Origin of the sequence: Alteromonas sp. CH_MED4-4, assembly GCF_037029575.1 — a bacterium.
GTDB classification, from domain to species: domain Bacteria; phylum Pseudomonadota; class Gammaproteobacteria; order Enterobacterales; family Alteromonadaceae; genus Alteromonas; species Alteromonas macleodii.
The window spans coordinates 63,997-80,782 of the sequence record NZ_JAYMEU010000022.1 but is presented as its reverse complement, the minus strand read 5'-3'; the positions used below and the strand labels follow the sequence as shown (position 1 = coordinate 80,782).

Below are 16,786 nucleotides of genomic sequence, written 5' to 3'. Positions count from 1 at the left end.
GCGCCAGCAGGTGATCATTGATGTACTTGGCACATTATACCAAGAGATTTATTCCTGAATTTGATGCGGAATGTCGGTTCTATGGCTTACTTTTTTACGGCTCTCTGTTTCGTCGCCACGTTTAGTTAACCTTGGATGATCTGGAACTTTCGAGAACAATTCATTGTACATTGAACTGTAGATTTTTTTGCGAGACTCTCTATCTGCTGCCTTTAATTTTGTTGCAAGCGCTTTTTCAATTAGGTAGTGGTTAAGTACTTGATCGTACGAACGATTTGAAGGAAGAGGTTTCCTTATCTTCATTTTTACTAATCCCTGTAATAATCAATTTGTAATTTTGTCTTTTTATTTTCGGCAGATAATATTCTTAATATGAACAAATGTTCAAGAAGTATCTTCTTCGTATAGTACTGTTTGAACGAAAAGTGCACTGTACTTACAATGTGTTCATAATCATCAACCTAACGGTTATCAATTTTCCACTCTATCCATCAAAATTTCGCCATTATCAGCTATATAGGGTAGCGGTAATGTCAGTCACTCGTGTAAACTACCGCTTTTATTTCAGGCAAGCCTTAGCGCACAGAATAATTCTTCCTATGCTTTGGCCATGCAGTCATCATGTAAATTGAGGAAAACATGGAGCTTGACGCTATTATCAATCAGGCACAAAGCCAGATTGACGCTGCACAAGATGCAGCCACATTAGACCAAGTTAGGGTCGAATTCATGGGTAAGAAAGGTAAACTTACCGACTTACTTAAAGGGCTTGGAAAGTTATCTAACGAAGAACGTCCTGCCGCAGGCCAAAAGATTAACCAAGCTAAACAGGTTATTCAGCAAGCTATTTCTGCTAAAGGTGAGTTTTTACGCACTGAAGAGCTTAACAAGAAGCTAGCAGAAGAGGCAGTAGATGTAACTTTGCCTGGTCGCACAGAAAAGCCAGGAAACTTACACCCGGTTAGCCGCACGATTGCACGCATTGAGTCTTTCTTTGGCGAGCTTGGCTTTTCAGTTAAAACTGGCCCTGAAATTGAAGATGGTTTTCACAACTTCGACGCGCTGAACATTCCTGCGAATCACCCCGCGCGTGCCGACCATGATACTTTTTATTTCAACCCAGACATGATGCTTCGTACGCAAACCTCTGGTGTTCAAATTCGTACTATGGAAGCGGAAAAGCCACCATTGCGTATTATCTCGCCAGGCCGCGTGTATCGTAACGACTACGACCAAACACACACGCCGATGTTCCACCAAGTGGAAGGTTTGATGGTTGATAAGAATGTCAGCTTTACCGATCTTAAAGGTATCTTGCACGACTTCTTACATCACTTCTTTGAAGAGTCACTAGAAATTCGCTTCCGTCCGTCTTACTTCCCGTTTACTGAGCCTTCAGCTGAAGTAGACGTTATGGGTAAAAACGGTCAGTGGCTTGAAGTATTGGGTTGCGGCATGGTGCACCCAAATGTACTTAAAGCGGTAGGTATCGACCCAGAAGAGTACACAGGTTTTGCCTTTGGTATGGGCGTAGAGCGTTTAACAATGCTTCGTTACGGTGTTAACGACTTACGCGCGTTCTTTGAAAACGATCTTCGTTTCCTTAAGCAGTTCAACTAAGGCAGAGAGTACACATGAAATTCAGTGAAAAATGGTTAAGAGAGTGGGTTAACCCGTCGCTGTCGGCACATGAGCTGTCTGAACAGTTGAGCATGGCTGGCCTAGAAGTAGACGGCGTTGAGCCAGTAGCAGGCGATTTTAAAGGCGTGCTAGTAGGTGAAGTCGTTGAGTGCGGTCAGCACCCGAACGCCGACAAACTGCGCGTAACTAAAATAAACGTAGGTGGCGATGAGCTACTTGATATCGTTTGCGGTGCGCCTAACTGCCGTCAGGGCATTAAAGTAGCAGTTGCTGTTGTTGGTGCTGTATTGCCAGGCGACTTTAAAATTAAGAAAGCAAAGCTTCGCGGCGAGCCATCATTCGGTATGCTATGTAGCTTCTCTGAGCTAGGTATTAGCGACGACCACGATGGTATTATCGAGCTTCCCGCCGATGCACCTATTGGCGCAGACATTCGCGATTACCTTGGACTTGATGACAACGCAATCGAAGTAGACCTGACACCAAACCGTGCAGACTGCTTGGGTATTCGCGGCATTGCCCGTGAAGTTGGCGTTCTTAATAACCTTGACGTGTGTGAGCCTGAAGTAGCTGCGGTAAACGCAACTATTGAAGATAAATTATCAATTACGCTAAGCGCTGACGACGCATGCCCACGTTATCTGGGCCGTGTGGTTAAGGGCGTTAACGTTAAAGCTGCATCGCCACTGTGGTTAGTTGAAAAGCTACGTCGCTGCGGTATTCGCAGCATCGACCCCATTGTTGACGTGACTAACTTTGTATTGTTAGAGCTTGGTCAACCAATGCACGCGTTTAACCTTGCCAGCATTGAAGGCAACATTAACGTGCGTATGGCAAAAGAAGGCGAAACGCTTACGCTACTTGACGAGACCGAAGCTAAGTTACAAAGCAATACTTTAGTTATTGCTGATGACAACAAAGCGTTAGCTATGGCGGGTATTTTCGGCGGCTTACACTCTGGTGTAACTTCTGAAACACAAGATATTTTACTTGAAAGTGCGTTCTTTAGCCGTGATGCGATTATGGGCCGTGCCCGTCAGTACGGTTTGCATACCGATGCGTCGCACCGTTACGAGCGTGGTGTAGACCCACAGCTTCAGCGTAAAGCCATGGAGCGCGCTACTGCACTGGTACTTGAAATTTGTGGTGGTGAAGCTGGTCCTGTTGTTGAAGCAGTGGCTGAAGACAAGCTACCTAAGCAGGCTACGGTTACGCTTCGTCGCGAACGTTTATCTCGCGTACTAGGCATCAGCATTGACGATGCGAAAGTAACGGAAATGCTAAACCGCCTTGGTTTAGACGTAACGCAAACCGAAGCTGGCTGGGAAGCGGTTGCGCCAAGCTATCGTTTCGATATTTCAATTGAAGAAGATTTGATTGAAGAAATTGCGCGCGTATACGGTTACAACAACATTCCAAACGTGGCACCAAAAGCAACGTTGGCAATGCTGCCTTCGCAAGAAGCCAAGCTGCCGTTAAACATAATGAAGTCATTGCTTCTAAGTCGTGGCTACAACGAAGCAATTACCTATTCGTTTGTAGATCCTAAAATCCAAAACGCATTATTCCCAGACGTAAAAGGTATGGTGTTACCACACCCAATTTCATCTGATATGTCGGTAATGCGTGTAAGTTTATGGCCGGGATTAGTTGGTGCTACTGCGTATAATCAGAAGCGTCAGCAGCAACGTGTTCGCATGTTTGAAACCGGATTACGCTTTATTCCTCAACAAGATGCGCCAAATGGTGTATTGCAACAGCAAGTAATTGGTGGTGTAGTAGCAGGGCGTCGTAATGAAGAACATTGGGACCTGGGCGACAGCCCGGTTGATTTCTTCGATGCAAAAGCCGACGTTGAGGCGTTATTGGCACTTACAGGCAGGACCGGTGAGTTCCAGTTCGTAACAGGGCAACACAGTGCGTTACACCCTGGCATGACGGCAAAAATTTTGCTTAATGATGAAGAAGTTGGCTATATTGGTGCTATACACCCGCAGTTCACTAAATTGCTTGGTGTTAACGGCCGTGTATTTGTGTTCGAACTAGTGGTAGATGCCATTACTGATCGCAAGTTACCGTCAGCCGTACCAGTATCGCGCTTCCCATCGAATCGCCGTGATATTGCTATTACGGTTAAAGATGAAGTGCGTGTAGGGAATGTTCTTTCTTACATAGAAAATATTGGCGTAAATCAACTAGTTGCTCTAAACTTGTTCGATGAGTACAAAGGCAAGGGAATTGAGCCTGGCTATAAGAGCCTTGCTTTGTCACTTCATTTACAAGATCCGGATAAAACCTTGGAAGAAGCTGAGATTCAGCAAGCTGTAGATACTGTGGTTAAAGGTCTGGAATCTGAGTTTGGGGCCGCGTTAAGAGAGTAAACTATGGCATTGACCAAAGCCGAGATGGCTGAACACCTATTCGAGAAACTAGGCATTAACAAGCGTGATGCGAAGGATCTGGTAGAGCTTTTTTTCGAAGAGATTAAAGGCGCTCTGGAATCTGGTGAGCAAGTAAAACTGTCAGGTTTTGGCAACTTTGACCTGCGTGATAAAAATGAACGTCCTGGCCGCAATCCAAAAACCGGTGAAGACATTCCAATTAAAGCACGTCGTGTGGTTACATTCCGCCCGGGTCAAAAATTGAAAAGCCGAGTTGAAAACTCTGCACCTGTCGACCAATAATCTTTAGGTCGTTACAATACTGAAAAAGAGCGGGGTCTCTCGCTCTTTTTGTATTGCTTCTTTTATACAGTGCCGTCGCACTGGTTTTCATATGCAATTTCTTTGGAGGAAAGTGTGAAGAAAGCACTTGTCGTTCTTGCTATTATTGTTGCTGCTACGTTTTCATGGTTTGCTTATCTGTCGCTAGATGCAGACAAACGAGACCAAGACGCAGCGCAAGTTCCGCTAATCACAGTCATGGAAATTCTTCACGCTAGCGATTTGCAGGAAGGCGTTAAGCAGGCTGTGAAAGATGGGAATATCGAAGTAGTAGATTCTTGGATGGTACAAGCCCGTGAAGTAGGGCAGGCTGCCAACCTGTCATCTGAAGATATGGATTATCTTAATTCAGAAACTGCGAAAGACTACGTCGTATTCAATGCTAAGCGCCAGCTGTACAACGAAGCGTTTGAAGCGCGTTATTATGCGTTGGAAGAGGTAGAAACGCTTAAAGAGCAGTATCCGGAAGCCAAGGACTTGTTTGCTCGTACTGATGCGCTGATTGAAAAGCGTGACGCTATCATTAAACAAATTGCTGTCGCTATTTCAGGAAGCGAGCAGCCTGGTGAAGCCGCGCTTAAAGAAGCACGTGAGCAATGGTTAGCGCAGGCGGGTGAGTAGGCTATTGCTCGCGCTGCACTCAAACACTCACCAGAAACCTATACCACAGACCAGCTTCATACCCCTCTTTACTTTTCATACTATAAAATTACTGAAAGCTTAATTTGAAAATGTACGCAATATGGCGTACATTTGGCGTGCTGAGTGGGTTACAAGGAAATAAAGCAACAGGTCATTGACTGTCTAAATAAAGGATACGTTTCCCATGAGCAGAGAAACGATATTGATGTTAAAAATCTATTGGCAATAGGGCAAGTGTCGCTTGAGGAAGTTGCCGAAATTATAGGTCGAAGTCGTGGAAACGATTATTCTTCCAGCCCTCATCATTATGATAGCAGCATTGCAGTACACGTAATTAAGACAAGGCTAGCCGGTCAATATTGGTATGTTAAATGGTATTTCGTAGAGCCGAACAGCGTTTTTATTAGCGTCCATCATTAAGGAAAAGATATGAAAATTTTCAAAGTAGGCGAGTCGCAAAAAGCGGCATGTAACAAGTGCCAATCATTTGAAAATGCGACATTTCAACTTAGAGATGTTCCTTTCAGTGATGGTACGGGTGTGGTTAAAAAGGTTTTGGTAGGGGTATGTGATAAGTGTGAAAATGTGACTGTATTACCTCACCAATCTACACCTGCGGTTAAACGTCAATATGAAGCAAAGCGAAAGCCAGTGGAAGGGCGTTTACCTGCGCATTTAATCGATATTTTAAATTTGGCGACAATGGAAATCGGTGCAACTACAGACTTTGTTCCAAGCATGATGAAGTATTACATTCATACACTGTCTGAAGATGAAAAATCAGCAAAAAAGATAGCCAGTTACCTTCAAAGTGACTTGGCAAAAGGTAGATCAGAAAAGCGCCTATCGCTTAAAGGGCGTAAGATTTTCGAAGACATAGAGCATCTTAAGTCACTATCGCACATAGAGAACACTACTGATTTATTGAAAGGTATTATCCTCAAGATAAACGAAGATGTGCTGATTAAAAAAAGGCTTAAACCAATCGAAAACCTTAAGAACATAATGGCGGCAGTCGCATAACCAAAAGCTGCAATGCGAGTTTTGGCGAGCGCAGTTAACTTTGTTCAGGATTGTGCTAAGTTAACTTACCGAAATATCTGCAAATTTAGCGCTCGTCAGCAAAGCCAAATCGGCAGGAGCAAGGGCCACTTCTAACCCTCGCTTTCCAGCGCTTACGTGCATAGTGGTGAGGCTTTCAGCGCTTTTGTGAATTACGCTTGCTAACCGCTTTTTCTGGCCTAACGGACTTACCCCACCTAACACATAGCCTGTTGCAACCATTACTGCATTTGCTTGCGCCATTTCTACCTTTTTAACACCTAACGCTTTGGCCATTTTCTTTTCGCTAAGTTTGGTGTTTACAGGGACCACGGCCACGGCAAGCTTGTTGTTATCTGTACTCACTACCAAAGTTTTAAAAACGGTATCCGCGTCAAGGTTTAGCTTCTCAACCGCTTCTAGCCCGTAAGATACCGCATTTGCATCGTGGTCATACTTTAATACCGTGTGTGCGATACGTTTTTTGGTAAGTAGAGTGATTGCAGGTGTCATTCAACCTCTTTTCTATAAAATGTTCGGCTGTATATGGGCGCATTGGGGAGTAACGGTGTAGCAGCGTGCGTTGCGTAGTCGTTAAATCCAGACGCGTAAAATTCTGAAAGCGGGTGTCCAGATTGTCCGCCAGGTAGCGTTAAAATGGCATCTTCTAAATAGCCAGGGCTGACAAATAATCGCTCAGAAGCGCCGAAGCTAGGTGCCTGTACGGCGGGCATGTATGTATCGCCAAACCCCTCCACTTGCTGCATGTTTAACATGTTACCAACTAGCGGAATTTGATCGGCAAATGGATGTTTAACAGACAGTGCGTTCACTTTGCCCCAAGCTAATGTTTCCATATTAGCTTCTACTGGTGAATACTTGTCTAATAACTTGTGTTTGGCGCGCCTGTAGGCGTCTACAAGTAGCTCGTCAAAACTTTCAATATCGACAGGCAGCCAAGATTCAGGCTGACTATGAATAAGTTGCCACACAGCTGGTTCAATGCCACGTAAAAGTGTACGACTGTTTACACCTTGTTGGTCTAATGTTGAAAGCACGCCTCCAAAAAGGGTTTGTACCACCTCTTGCCTAAAATATTTTACCAGGGTGTAGCCAACCGAATCTTCACATGCGCATTCATCCCAAGTGTTTAGATATGCAAGGTCTGGCTTAAATTCGATATCTTGCATGTTGAGCAGCCCATATAAAAGATGCTGCCAAGGAATAAGAAAGCGGGCGTGATTATCTAACTGAATGGCGTAAAAATCAGTCTCAGTAAAGATGTCCTTTTCAAATAAGCGGTCTCTTATTTGTTGTCCGCGTGCACCCAGCGCGTAACCACCGTCGCCCCAGACTTTGAAATCATCAGCTGAAATTACTCTGGCATTTGCAGTCCATATTCTTCCTATATCGGGGTTTAGAACCATGGGAAGCTTTAGTGCACGCTTAGGTGGTGTGTTTACTGCTTCTTGTTCTTTTATAGCAGTGAATGAAGCCTGCTGCCTTTCCATAACCGCGCCGCCAGGAAGCCAAGCCGCATTGCCGCTTTCATCAACAATCACGAGGTTTTGCGTGGGAATAGCAATGCGTTGGCCCATCTTTATCGCTGCTTGGACATTTTTTGCATTGCCGAAGTTTATTATTCCCAAGTTAGCAGCAAACGGATGATGCGCTACCCAATTAAGTGCATAGCGCTTGCCATTGAGTTCTTTCACTGGCCCATACGAGCTTACTTCAAACTCAAATGTGTGCTCACCATCAGGTAAAGGAATACGCTCTGTTACCGTACTTGTGGCCGTCGATTCGCCTAGCTCAATCCAATCTACATTGTCTAAATTTGCATTCGTAAAACCCCAAGCGATATGCCCGTTGGTGCCTACAACAATGCCAGGAATACCCGGCAGGGAAACCCCGGTTACTTGCACATCGCCGCCCGATTCTTGATAGTTTAGCTGGGCGCGATACCAGATGATGGGAACCCGCAATCCTAAATGCATGTCGTTTGCTAAAAGGCCTGCGCTTGTCGTGGTGTGACTCCCGGTCACCGCCCAGTTATTGCTACCAATATCAGGAAGCTCAGTACCGTTATATTGTGCACGGGCAATAGCAGTATTGTCGCTATCGTTTGAGTACTGAGTAGTCGCGTCTTCAGGCTCTTGCTTAAGACTCTCGTCATTACTATCTTCTGGTGAGTGAGTAATTGGGCGTAGCGATGCAGGGTACTCTGGAATAGGTGCTTCAAGCAATGGTATCTCGCTGGCATCTAGCGCTGCCTGATAATTACTCGGCTGAGTAATGAAGCTGTATACATCATTGCCAAAAGTTGAAAGCAGTGCCTCTCTTGCTAAATCAAGCTCTACTTGGCTACCTTGTAAATCCAAATACATACTGTAAATCACAAGAATACTGTCGGTGGGGCGCCATTGTTTTATATCAACGCCTGCAGCTAGGTATTCAAAAGGTGGCAACGTATACTCGGACAATGCGTCATTTACGCCGTGGGCGTAACGTACAAGTAGTTCTTGTTGTTTTGAGGGAAGGTTATCGAATACGGCTTTTGCTCGTTTCTCAAATTGATGAAAGCGGGCTTTCTTATCGATATCTAGGGCAATGTCGCCCACCCACTGTGACAAACTACCCGATGCGGCGCGGCGCTGTAAATCCATTTGAAAAAAGCGATCTTGAGCATGCGCAAAACCCAGTGCATAGGCTGCGTCGAAAATATCGTTGGCTTTAATAACGGCTTGGCCTAGTTCGTCACGGCTTAGCTCAGTAGGTGCGTTTACGTGATAGGTGGCGCTATTTCCGTCAAGTGCGGGCAAACTCATACGAAGCGAGATGTACAATCCCAGTACCGTTAAAAAAAGCAGTGCTAAAACACTTAAAACCAACCACTTGAACCAATTTATCACGTGTAAAACTCCCTATTTTTCTCTATCCTAACCACAGAACTTGCAAAATTGAAGTGATGTTTTATGACACATACTAAGGCGGTGCCGTGGGGCCATTAATGTTGGATTGTCAGGCCGAAGAACTTCTGCCTGAAGAAAAGGAAAAGCTAACACATCCAGTAGTGGGTGGCGTTATTTTATTTAGCCGCAACTATCATGATAAACGTCAGCTCTCTGCGCTGGTTCAAGATATAAGGCGCTTTGCAAAGCGTCCAGTACTGATCGCCGTCGATCATGAAGGAGGCCGCGTTCAGCGTTTTCGTGAAGGCTTTACTGCCATACCTGCAATGGGCGATATTTTAAGGCAGTCAGAGCATCAAGATGAAAGTGCTACATACGCAAAAGCGTGTGGATTAGTATTGGCTTATGAACTTAAAACCTTAGATATCGATTTTAGCTTTGCACCGGTGCTTGATATAAATGGTGTATCGCAAGTTATTGGTGACAGGGCATTCTCAGACAATGCAGACGACGTTATTCGCCTTGCCGCTCATCTAATCCAAGGTTTAAAAGCCGTAAATATGCCAGCTATTGGAAAGCACTTTCCTGGGCATGGCAGTGTAGCGCCAGATTCTCATGTAGCGTTACCCGTCGATGAACGCGAATTTGATGAAATACGCAGTACCGATATGGTGGTTTTTGAACGCTTAATTGAGCGTGCGTTGCTTGATGGCGTTATGCCTGCCCATGTTATTTATAATCAGGTGTGCGATAAGCCTGCGGGTTTCTCAACTAAATGGCTGCAGGATATCCTTAAACAGGATCTAGGCTTTGGCGGCGCAGTATTTTCTGATGACTTGTCTATGCACGGCGCAAGTGTTGTGGGAAGTTACGTTGAGCGTGCTGAGACAGCGCTGGAAGCAGGTTGCGACATGGTACTTGCGTGCAACAATCCGAAAGGGGCTGAGACTATCCTTGATGGATTGGAAATGCGCTTTGCTAACCTGTCTCACAACGATTTACAAAAGCAAGAGCGCGTTATGGCGCTTTACGATCGTATTATGCCAGTAGGGCTTAATGATAAATACGACAGTGCGGTTGAGCTGGTGAAGCGTTTAAGCGAACGGTAGTTTTTATAACTACCGTTTTTCATTTTCTGTTTTTTAATGCCGTTTGCTTAAACTGGTACTTCGTCTACGCCAGCTTCTACATTCATAAATCGCGCAAAAGTGAAGAGAAAATCGCTCAGGCGATTTAAATAAGCATGTACAACTTCTGGCACGTCATAATGTTTAGATAGGCTAATGACAGCACGTTCAGCTCGGCGGCATACAGCACGACAAACATGAGCCTGCGCAGCAGCCTTACTTCCGCCAGGCAGTACAAAAGACGTATTAGGCGGCATTTGACGGGTAATATTGTCTATAAGGCTTTCTAGGTTCTCAATATCAGTTTGCGTCAGCGTTGAGCTTGCTGAAATAGCAAAGCCAGCTTGAAACAGGTTGCGCTGAATGTCCTGGAGCATTGGCTTATGTTTGTCAGTAACATGCGCTGCTAGTAGCCCGATGTGGCTATTAAGTTCGTCCATATCGCCGTAGCTTTGTACTACTAAATCATCCTTATCTACACGTACGGCCTTGTCAGCGTAAATTTGCGTGCTGCCCTTATCACCAGTGCGAGTGTAAATCTTCATAAAAACCTATATCTCTCTATCAATCGCAAATGTTATTTTTTGTATTTAAAACCAAAGCACTTACACTAAGCGTTTACTTAAATCACTCGCTAACGTCAGGGCGATTGTAGCGACGAATTTGTACTACAAAACCAAACAGCGGGTGGTCGAAATAATGCAGTTGCGTACTGATTACACGTCTTTGCTCAGCTAACGGAACCGAAACCAGTTTGTACGCTGTTGATGTCGCTTGACGAGGCTTAGCAGCATTACCAGAGCTGTCATCTTCACTGCTGAAGTAGCTCATTGGCACCGGCTGGCGATAAAACATCTCGCCATCTACATGAAGGTAAGGTACGCGGTTGATATATTTAAGAAATACTTTGATAGTGCCGTCAATTTCCCAAATGGGGGTTCTTAATGAAGCATCGGTAGTGTCATCTTCACCTTGCTCTACAATTATCGGCGTATCAAGCGCTTTAAATGCGCCATACTCTATAGCCTGTGGGTTTGACAAACGGCGGTCCAAATCGGAAAAAATATCTGAAACAGCAAGAAATTGATCAGTGCCATGCGCTGCAGTTTTATCAGCTTCAAAAGCAGTACTTACACCACTTAGGCTGTTTTCATCTGTGCTCGATGTGTTTTTATAAGCATCATTATCAGTAAGAGCGGCGGTGGAGCCGTAACCAAACTCTGGAGCGGAATCGTCAGTTTCATTGTTTACATTATCAACGTGTTTTGGAGCTCGCATATCACCGTTCAAGTCAAACTGCTGCGCGTAGTTTTGCCCACCATAAAGACGCACGTTGAAAGCTTTGTTCTTACCAAACATAACTGGTTGACGCCAGGTTGCATGAAACAAACGTTCTAGCTCGCGATTTGAGCGTATTTGGCGAGAAATTGAAGACAGTGCTTGCTGATTACTGGTAAGCAGATGCGCTTTTGAAGCAAGCGGCCAGTCGTGTCCTTCAATGATAATAGGTAAACTTGCTGGAGCGGGTAGCCTATTATCCGGCTGATTCACCTTCCATACAATTACAGGTTGAAGCGCGCTGCTTCTAGACTTGCTCTCGCTTATCGAAACGCCTGAGTTTAGTTCGTCGTCGCCTGGAACAACAACGTTCAGTGCAGTGGTTACCTCAGCGCTAAGCCATGGCTTCGCTTCTTCACAGTACTTAAATACAGGCACCGTGACAGGTGAGGAATCTTTTACGCCGAAGAATGACGTCCAATAGCTGGCGATGGTTGCAGCATCAGGAGCGGGTGTCGCGTCGTCAGTGATGATCCCCTCATTTGAGTAGTCAAGGCTATCGCTATAGTCTGAGTCTGTTGAAGAATAAGTAGCGCCATACTCATCGCCATTAATGGTTTCGCTTTGTGCCTGACTCGCTACGTCTGGTGTAGGAGTTGGCTCATTGGCTGTTAAGCCGGATGTTTCATTATATCCATAGCCCGCTTCTTCAGAGTAAGAGCTAGGAGACTTGTCACCGTACTGCGCACTGTTATCTTTAGGCAGCGACAAAAAATCTACATCTTTTGCGGGCACGCTCAAAAGTCCGTTGCTAGGCCACTTAACCGATGTATCAGCGCCGCAAACGGCTAACCCTTGTTTTAGATAGCTTATATCAGGCGAAATGATATCGCTGATGATGTCTGCCTGAGCGCGAGGGGCTGACAAGTTGTCAGCCAAAGAAAACTGCTCTTCTAACTCAGTAAGTGCCACGTTGCGCTTAAACGCAATTACTTCCACATCGAACCACCAGTTGTCATTGGCGTTAGCTGCAGTTGAAATTGTCGTTAAGAAAATGGCGCTTATTGATGCAACTAACGGGCACCAGCGAGATAACTTCATGTTACCGCGACTCCTTTGCAAAATCGGCAATAATATCGCTAATAAACGCGATGCGCTCTTTAGCTGTTTCGGTCTTTTTCACCAAACGCAGTTTTTGGCTTCCTTCAAACTTAAAGGTGTTTGGTTTGGTTTGCACCAAACTAATAATATAGCCTGGGTTAACCTTAGTGGTTTCTTTAAACTCTATGGTACCGCCTTGGGCCGACAAGTCTACTTTTAGAATGCCTAACGCCTGGGCTTTTAGTTTAATTTCAGCCACTTCTATCAAGTTTTTAGCTGGCTCTGGTAATAGGCCAAAGCGGTCAATACATTCTACCTGGAATTCATCAATGTCGTCTTGCGACGTACAGCTTGCCAGACGTTTGTATAGCGATAGGCGAGTGTTAACGTCGGCAATATAGTCTTCAGGCAATAGGGCTGGAATACGCAGTTCAACTTCGGTATGGCCCGAGGTCGCGTCGTCTAATGATGGCTCTCGGCCTTCTTTAAGCGCGTTAACGGCTTTATCGAGCATATCCATATACAAACTGAAACCAATACTCGCTATTTGCCCCGATTGATCGTCGCCTAGCAGCTCACCGGCACCACGAATTTCTAAATCGTGGGTAGCAAGCGCAAAACCTGCACCTAAATCTTCAAGCTGCGATATTGCTTCTAAACGTTTTACTGCATCTTTGGTCATGCGCTTTGGATGAGGCGTTAATAAGTAGGCGTACGCTTGGTGATGCGAGCGACCCACACGACCACGAAGCTGGTGCAGCTGCGCTAAACCTAAATGGTCGGCTCTATCCATAATAATGGTATTCGCACTTGGTACGTCGATACCTGTTTCAATGATGGTAGTACACACAAGTACGTTGTAGCGCTGGTGGTAGAAGTCGCTCATTACGCCTTCAAGTTCACGCTCGCGCATTTGCCCGTGACCCACTGCAATACGGGCTTCGGGAACGATTTCAGCGATTTCTTCGGCCGTTCGCGCAATGCTATCCACTTCGTTGTGAAGGAAGTAAACCTGACCACCGCGCAGTATCTCACGCATAATGGCTTCGCGAATAACGGCTTTATTACGCTGCTGCACAAAGGTCTTAATTGATAAACGACGGGCCGGGGCTGTGGCAATAATCGATAAGTCGCGCATGCCTGATAACGCCATGTTAAGCGTACGAGGAATAGGCGTTGCCGTAAGGGTAAGGATATCAACATCGGCACGTAATGACTTAAGTTTCTCTTTTTGACGCACGCCAAAGCGATGTTCTTCGTCGATGATCACAAGGCCTAAATCTTTGTATTTAATATCGCTAGACAGCAGTTTATGTGTGCCTACTACGATATCTACTTTCCCTTCTCCTATGCGCTCAACCACAGATTTTTGCGCTTTACCGCTTACAAAACGGCTCATCACTTCAATTTCAAACGGCCATGCCGCGAAACGGTCTTTGAAGTTCTCGTAATGCTGCTGAGCCAGTAGGGTAGTGGGCACCAAAATAGCCACCTGTTTACCTGCATTAGCAGCAAGGAAGGCCGCGCGCATGGCAACCTCGGTTTTACCGAAACCTACGTCACCGCAAACGAGGCGATCCATAGCCGATGGACTGCCCATGTCGTGCATAACCGCTGCAATGGCTTGGGCTTGGTCAGGCGTTTCTTCAAAGGGGAAGCTGTCTGAGAACGCTTGGTAGTCGTCCCAGTTAATTTTATACGCAAAACCTGGCTTGGCTGCGCGGCGGGCATATACATCTAAAAGCTCGGCGGCCACGTCACGAACTTTTTCGGCGGCTTTTTGCTTGGCTTTTGTCCATGCGTCTGAGCCCAAGGCGCTTACTGGCGCGCTGTCGGCGTCGCCACCGGTGTAGCGTGAAATTAAGTGAAGCGAGGCCACAGGCACGTAAAGCTTAGATTGCTTAGCATACTCGATGCACAAATATTCGGTTGCTACGCCGCCCGCGTCCAACGTTTGAAGACCCAAATAGCGGCCAACACCGTGGTCGAGATGCACCACAGGCTGACCAATAGAAAGTTCCGCCAGGTTGCGGATAATGGCGCTTTCGTCGGTGGCGGTGCGTTTATCGCGAAGGCGGCGCTGGCTTACCTTTTGCCCTAATAGTTCGGTTTCGGTAATGAATAACAGCTCGCCTTCCTGAGTTTGCCAGCGGAAACTGTTATCAACCATACCCACGGTAATGCCAATGGCGTCGTGGCTTGCGATAAAATCGCTAAAGCTATCAACAATCTTTGGCTTGATGCCCGCTTTGGCAAGTACCGTAAGCAAGCCCTCTCGGCGACCTTGGGTTTCAGCACAAAACAGTACTTTAGCCCCGTTGTCAGTGGCTTGATTTACCGTTTTAATGAGGCGCTCAGCAGGTACTTTTTTCTGCGAGTTAATCGCGATGTCGTCAAGCTTTTCGCATTGAAGGTTGCTAGTACCTGATTTTTCTTCAAGTACCTTGCTGGAAAGGGATGCACGTGGCCACTGTTTTATGGCACCAAATAGCTCATTTATAGGTAAAAACAGCTCGTCTGGTGCAAGCAGTGGACGTGCTAAGTTATAACGATACTGCTCGTAACGTTCTTGTACGTCGGCCCAGAAAAATTCGCTGGCGTCTTGCACATCACCGTGAAGTAATAGCAGGCTTTTAGGGTGAAGATAGTCAAAAAGCGTGGCGGTTTTTTCAAAGAAGAGGGGAAGATAATATTCCACACCGCTCGGCATGGTGCCCTTGCTTACCTGAGAAAATACGCTTTCAGATGCATTGTTTGCGTCGAACTTTTCTAAAAACTGCTGGCGGAAAAGCGTGATTGCCTCTTTGTCTGTGGGGAATTCTCGTGCTGGAAGCAAGCGAATTTCGTTAACAGCCTCGCCAGAGCGCTGGGTTTCAGTATCGAAATAGCGAATGGAGTCGATTTCGTCATCAAACAAGTCTATTCGAAATGGCTGGTCGCTTCCCATCGGAAAAAGGTCGATGATGCTGCCGCGCACCGAGAATTCGCTGTGGCTCATTACCTGACTAACATGCAGGTAGCCGGCTTGCTCGAGATTGCGTCTGAACTGATCTCTATCTAAGGTGTCGCCCTTATTTAGCATAAGCAAATACTTTGCTAAATAATCGGTAGGGGCTAAACGCTGCATTAACGTGTTAACAGGCACTATGAATATGCCTTCGCCTTGCTGTGTAAAGCGGAACAGGGTTTCTAATCGCTGAGAAACAATGTCTTGATGGGGCGAAAACGAATCGTAGGGCAGTGTTTCCCAATCTGGGAACAAGGTAATAGGTGTCTGCTTTGCATTATCGCTTAGGAAGAAGGCTATTTCTTTTTCGAGCTTCATTGCCGACGGAGTATCGGCGGTAATCAGTACAATAGGGCCTTTGTATTGGCTGAGTGCTTGGCTGATACATAGTGCGGCACTGCTGCCTTGGAGTTGGCCCCAGTGTTTGTGATCTTGTGATGAGGCTTCTTTTTTAGGCGCAGGTAATGGAAGCGATAATAAAGTGGCTGTCATGACGTCCTGTTTTTTAAGTGCAAGATGAGTTTTACGGCTTATATACTGATGTTAGGGTCTATTCAGATCCCGCTTTTTTTTCTTTTGCCCGCTTTCTTAGCTGTTGCGTTTGAATATGCAAGCTAGCGCGAACTAAAAGCTCTTGGTCTTGCTCTCGAATGGTGTTAAAAATAAAGGCGATATGGTAACGGTCTTCTACTTGCTCGCAAGTAATTACTTCGCCAAAACAAAATATTGCTGCAGCTTCGGCATCCAAGAAAAGTTTAAGTTCCGCTTTGGCGCCCACATCCAATGCTTCTTTTGACTCAATAATGACACCGCCACCACCCAGTTTGACTGTTTTGAAGCGAAACTCTGGCTCGTCTTGCTGGTGCAAAACGAACGACATCATCAAGTCAATTTTTCGAGACTGATGGTTTAAGTAGTCAGCCAGCGACTCAGCATGATCACTTAGGTTGCGAAGCGGACGAATTGCCTGTGCTTCAATAGCGGCCATTTCGCTGGCAATGCGAAATGCATACGGCATCGACTCCTCTAAGTTTTCTTCATCTGGCACTACTTCGTCTTCACCTAACGGGCGCATATTGGCGTTTATGCGATGTGCGATAGAAAAATATTCATCGAATTGGGCTTTTTTTTGTTCTAGGCTAAGTTCGCTCACATCATTCCTCTGCCACTAATTCTTGTGCAGTTAGTAACTTATAAGTAGTATACCGATCACACGTAGTATACCCACTTTACTATTTTGGGGTTAACCCGTCATCTCGTCTTTGGGCTACTTATCTGAATTTCTCATTCATTAAGCATAGCTAAACATAAGGC

13 protein-coding genes are annotated in these 16,786 nt (G+C 45.7%); 6 read left to right on the top strand and 7 right to left on the bottom strand.

The features are described 5' to 3' along the window. Nucleotides 1–48: 48 nt before the first annotated feature. A complete protein-coding gene (locus WA381_RS15000) occupies nucleotides 49–303 on the bottom strand; it encodes a hypothetical protein (protein WP_231506453.1) in 255 nt (84 codons plus the stop codon). Between the two features lie 336 nt (nucleotides 304–639). Between WA381_RS15000 and pheS the strand changes: the two genes are divergently transcribed. From pheS to WA381_RS14975, 5 genes are all read left to right on the top strand, one after another. Then, a complete protein-coding gene (gene pheS, locus WA381_RS14995) occupies nucleotides 640–1,620 on the top strand; it encodes a phenylalanine--tRNA ligase subunit alpha (RefSeq protein WP_012518127.1) in 981 nt (326 codons plus the stop codon). A gap of 14 nt (nucleotides 1,621–1,634) precedes the next feature. Continuing rightward, nucleotides 1,635–4,022 (top strand): phenylalanine--tRNA ligase subunit beta, encoded by a 2,388-nt coding sequence (pheT, locus tag WA381_RS14990; RefSeq protein ID WP_156086265.1) that lies wholly within the window; start codon nucleotides 1,635–1,637, stop codon nucleotides 4,020–4,022. Between the two features lie 3 nt (nucleotides 4,023–4,025). Next, nucleotides 4,026–4,325, top strand: coding sequence for an integration host factor subunit alpha (ihfA, locus tag WA381_RS14985; protein WP_014949129.1), 300 nt, complete (start codon nucleotides 4,026–4,028; stop codon nucleotides 4,323–4,325). Between the two features lie 114 nt (nucleotides 4,326–4,439). Beyond that, a complete protein-coding gene (locus tag WA381_RS14980; RefSeq protein WP_156086266.1) occupies nucleotides 4,440–4,985 on the top strand; it encodes a hypothetical protein in 546 nt (181 codons plus the stop codon). A 450-nt stretch (nucleotides 4,986–5,435) separates the two neighbouring features. Continuing rightward, nucleotides 5,436–6,029 (top strand): hypothetical protein, encoded by a 594-nt coding sequence (locus WA381_RS14975; protein WP_156086267.1) that lies wholly within the window; start codon nucleotides 5,436–5,438, stop codon nucleotides 6,027–6,029. Between the two features lie 60 nt (nucleotides 6,030–6,089). Here the strand turns inward: WA381_RS14975 and ybaK are convergent, their stop codons facing one another. After that, nucleotides 6,090–6,560 (bottom strand): Cys-tRNA(Pro) deacylase, encoded by a 471-nt coding sequence (gene ybaK, locus WA381_RS14970; protein ID WP_156086268.1) that lies wholly within the window; start codon nucleotides 6,558–6,560, stop codon nucleotides 6,090–6,092. Then, nucleotides 6,557–8,959 (bottom strand): penicillin acylase family protein, encoded by a 2,403-nt coding sequence (locus WA381_RS14965; protein ID WP_156086269.1) that lies wholly within the window; start codon nucleotides 8,957–8,959, stop codon nucleotides 6,557–6,559. The genes ybaK and WA381_RS14965 overlap by 4 nt, the downstream gene beginning before the upstream one ends. Nucleotides 8,960–9,057: 98 nt before the next feature. Between WA381_RS14965 and nagZ the strand changes: the two genes are divergently transcribed. Further along, nucleotides 9,058–10,068: a beta-N-acetylhexosaminidase gene (gene nagZ, locus WA381_RS14960; RefSeq protein ID WP_156087330.1), complete on the top strand. Its 1,011-nt coding sequence runs from the start codon at nucleotides 9,058–9,060 to the stop codon at nucleotides 10,066–10,068. A 47-nt stretch (nucleotides 10,069–10,115) separates the two neighbouring features. Here the strand turns inward: nagZ and WA381_RS14955 are convergent, their stop codons facing one another. From WA381_RS14955 to WA381_RS14940, 4 genes are all read right to left on the bottom strand, one after another. Beyond that, nucleotides 10,116–10,631, bottom strand: coding sequence for a cob(I)yrinic acid a,c-diamide adenosyltransferase (locus WA381_RS14955; protein ID WP_156078233.1), 516 nt, complete (start codon nucleotides 10,629–10,631; stop codon nucleotides 10,116–10,118). Between the two features lie 82 nt (nucleotides 10,632–10,713). After that, nucleotides 10,714–12,465: a CsiV family protein gene (locus tag WA381_RS14950; protein ID WP_156086270.1), complete on the bottom strand. Its 1,752-nt coding sequence runs from the start codon at nucleotides 12,463–12,465 to the stop codon at nucleotides 10,714–10,716. Nucleotide 12,466: 1 nt separating this feature from the next. After that, nucleotides 12,467–15,964 (bottom strand): transcription-repair coupling factor, encoded by a 3,498-nt coding sequence (gene mfd, locus WA381_RS14945; RefSeq protein WP_156086271.1) that lies wholly within the window; start codon nucleotides 15,962–15,964, stop codon nucleotides 12,467–12,469. 58 nt (nucleotides 15,965–16,022) lie between these two features. Further along, nucleotides 16,023–16,625: a PilZ domain-containing protein gene (locus tag WA381_RS14940; RefSeq protein WP_039227099.1), complete on the bottom strand. Its 603-nt coding sequence runs from the start codon at nucleotides 16,623–16,625 to the stop codon at nucleotides 16,023–16,025. Nucleotides 16,626–16,786: the final 161 nt, after the last annotated feature.

Excerpts from the sequence above, each read along its gene's own strand:
- WA381_RS15000 (WP_231506453.1), bottom strand. The coding sequence starts at position 303 with ATGAAGATAAGGAAACCTCTTCCTTCAAATCGTTCGTACGATCAAGTA.
- pheS (WP_012518127.1), top strand. The coding sequence starts at position 640 with ATGGAGCTTGACGCTATTATCAATCAGGCACAAAGCCAGATTGACGCT.
- pheT (WP_156086265.1), top strand. The coding sequence starts at position 1,635 with ATGAAATTCAGTGAAAAATGGTTAAGAGAGTGGGTTAACCCGTCGCTG.
- ihfA (WP_014949129.1), top strand. The coding sequence starts at position 4,026 with ATGGCATTGACCAAAGCCGAGATGGCTGAACACCTATTCGAGAAACTA.
- WA381_RS14975 (WP_156086267.1), top strand. The coding sequence starts at position 5,436 with ATGAAAATTTTCAAAGTAGGCGAGTCGCAAAAAGCGGCATGTAACAAG.
- ybaK (WP_156086268.1), bottom strand. The coding sequence starts at position 6,560 with ATGACACCTGCAATCACTCTACTTACCAAAAAACGTATCGCACACACG.
- nagZ (WP_156087330.1), top strand. The coding sequence starts at position 9,058 with ATGTTGGATTGTCAGGCCGAAGAACTTCTGCCTGAAGAAAAGGAAAAG.
- WA381_RS14955 (WP_156078233.1), bottom strand. The coding sequence starts at position 10,631 with ATGAAGATTTACACTCGCACTGGTGATAAGGGCAGCACGCAAATTTAC.
- WA381_RS14950 (WP_156086270.1), bottom strand. The coding sequence starts at position 12,465 with ATGAAGTTATCTCGCTGGTGCCCGTTAGTTGCATCAATAAGCGCCATT.
- mfd (WP_156086271.1), bottom strand. The coding sequence starts at position 15,964 with ATGACAGCCACTTTATTATCGCTTCCATTACCTGCGCCTAAAAAAGAA.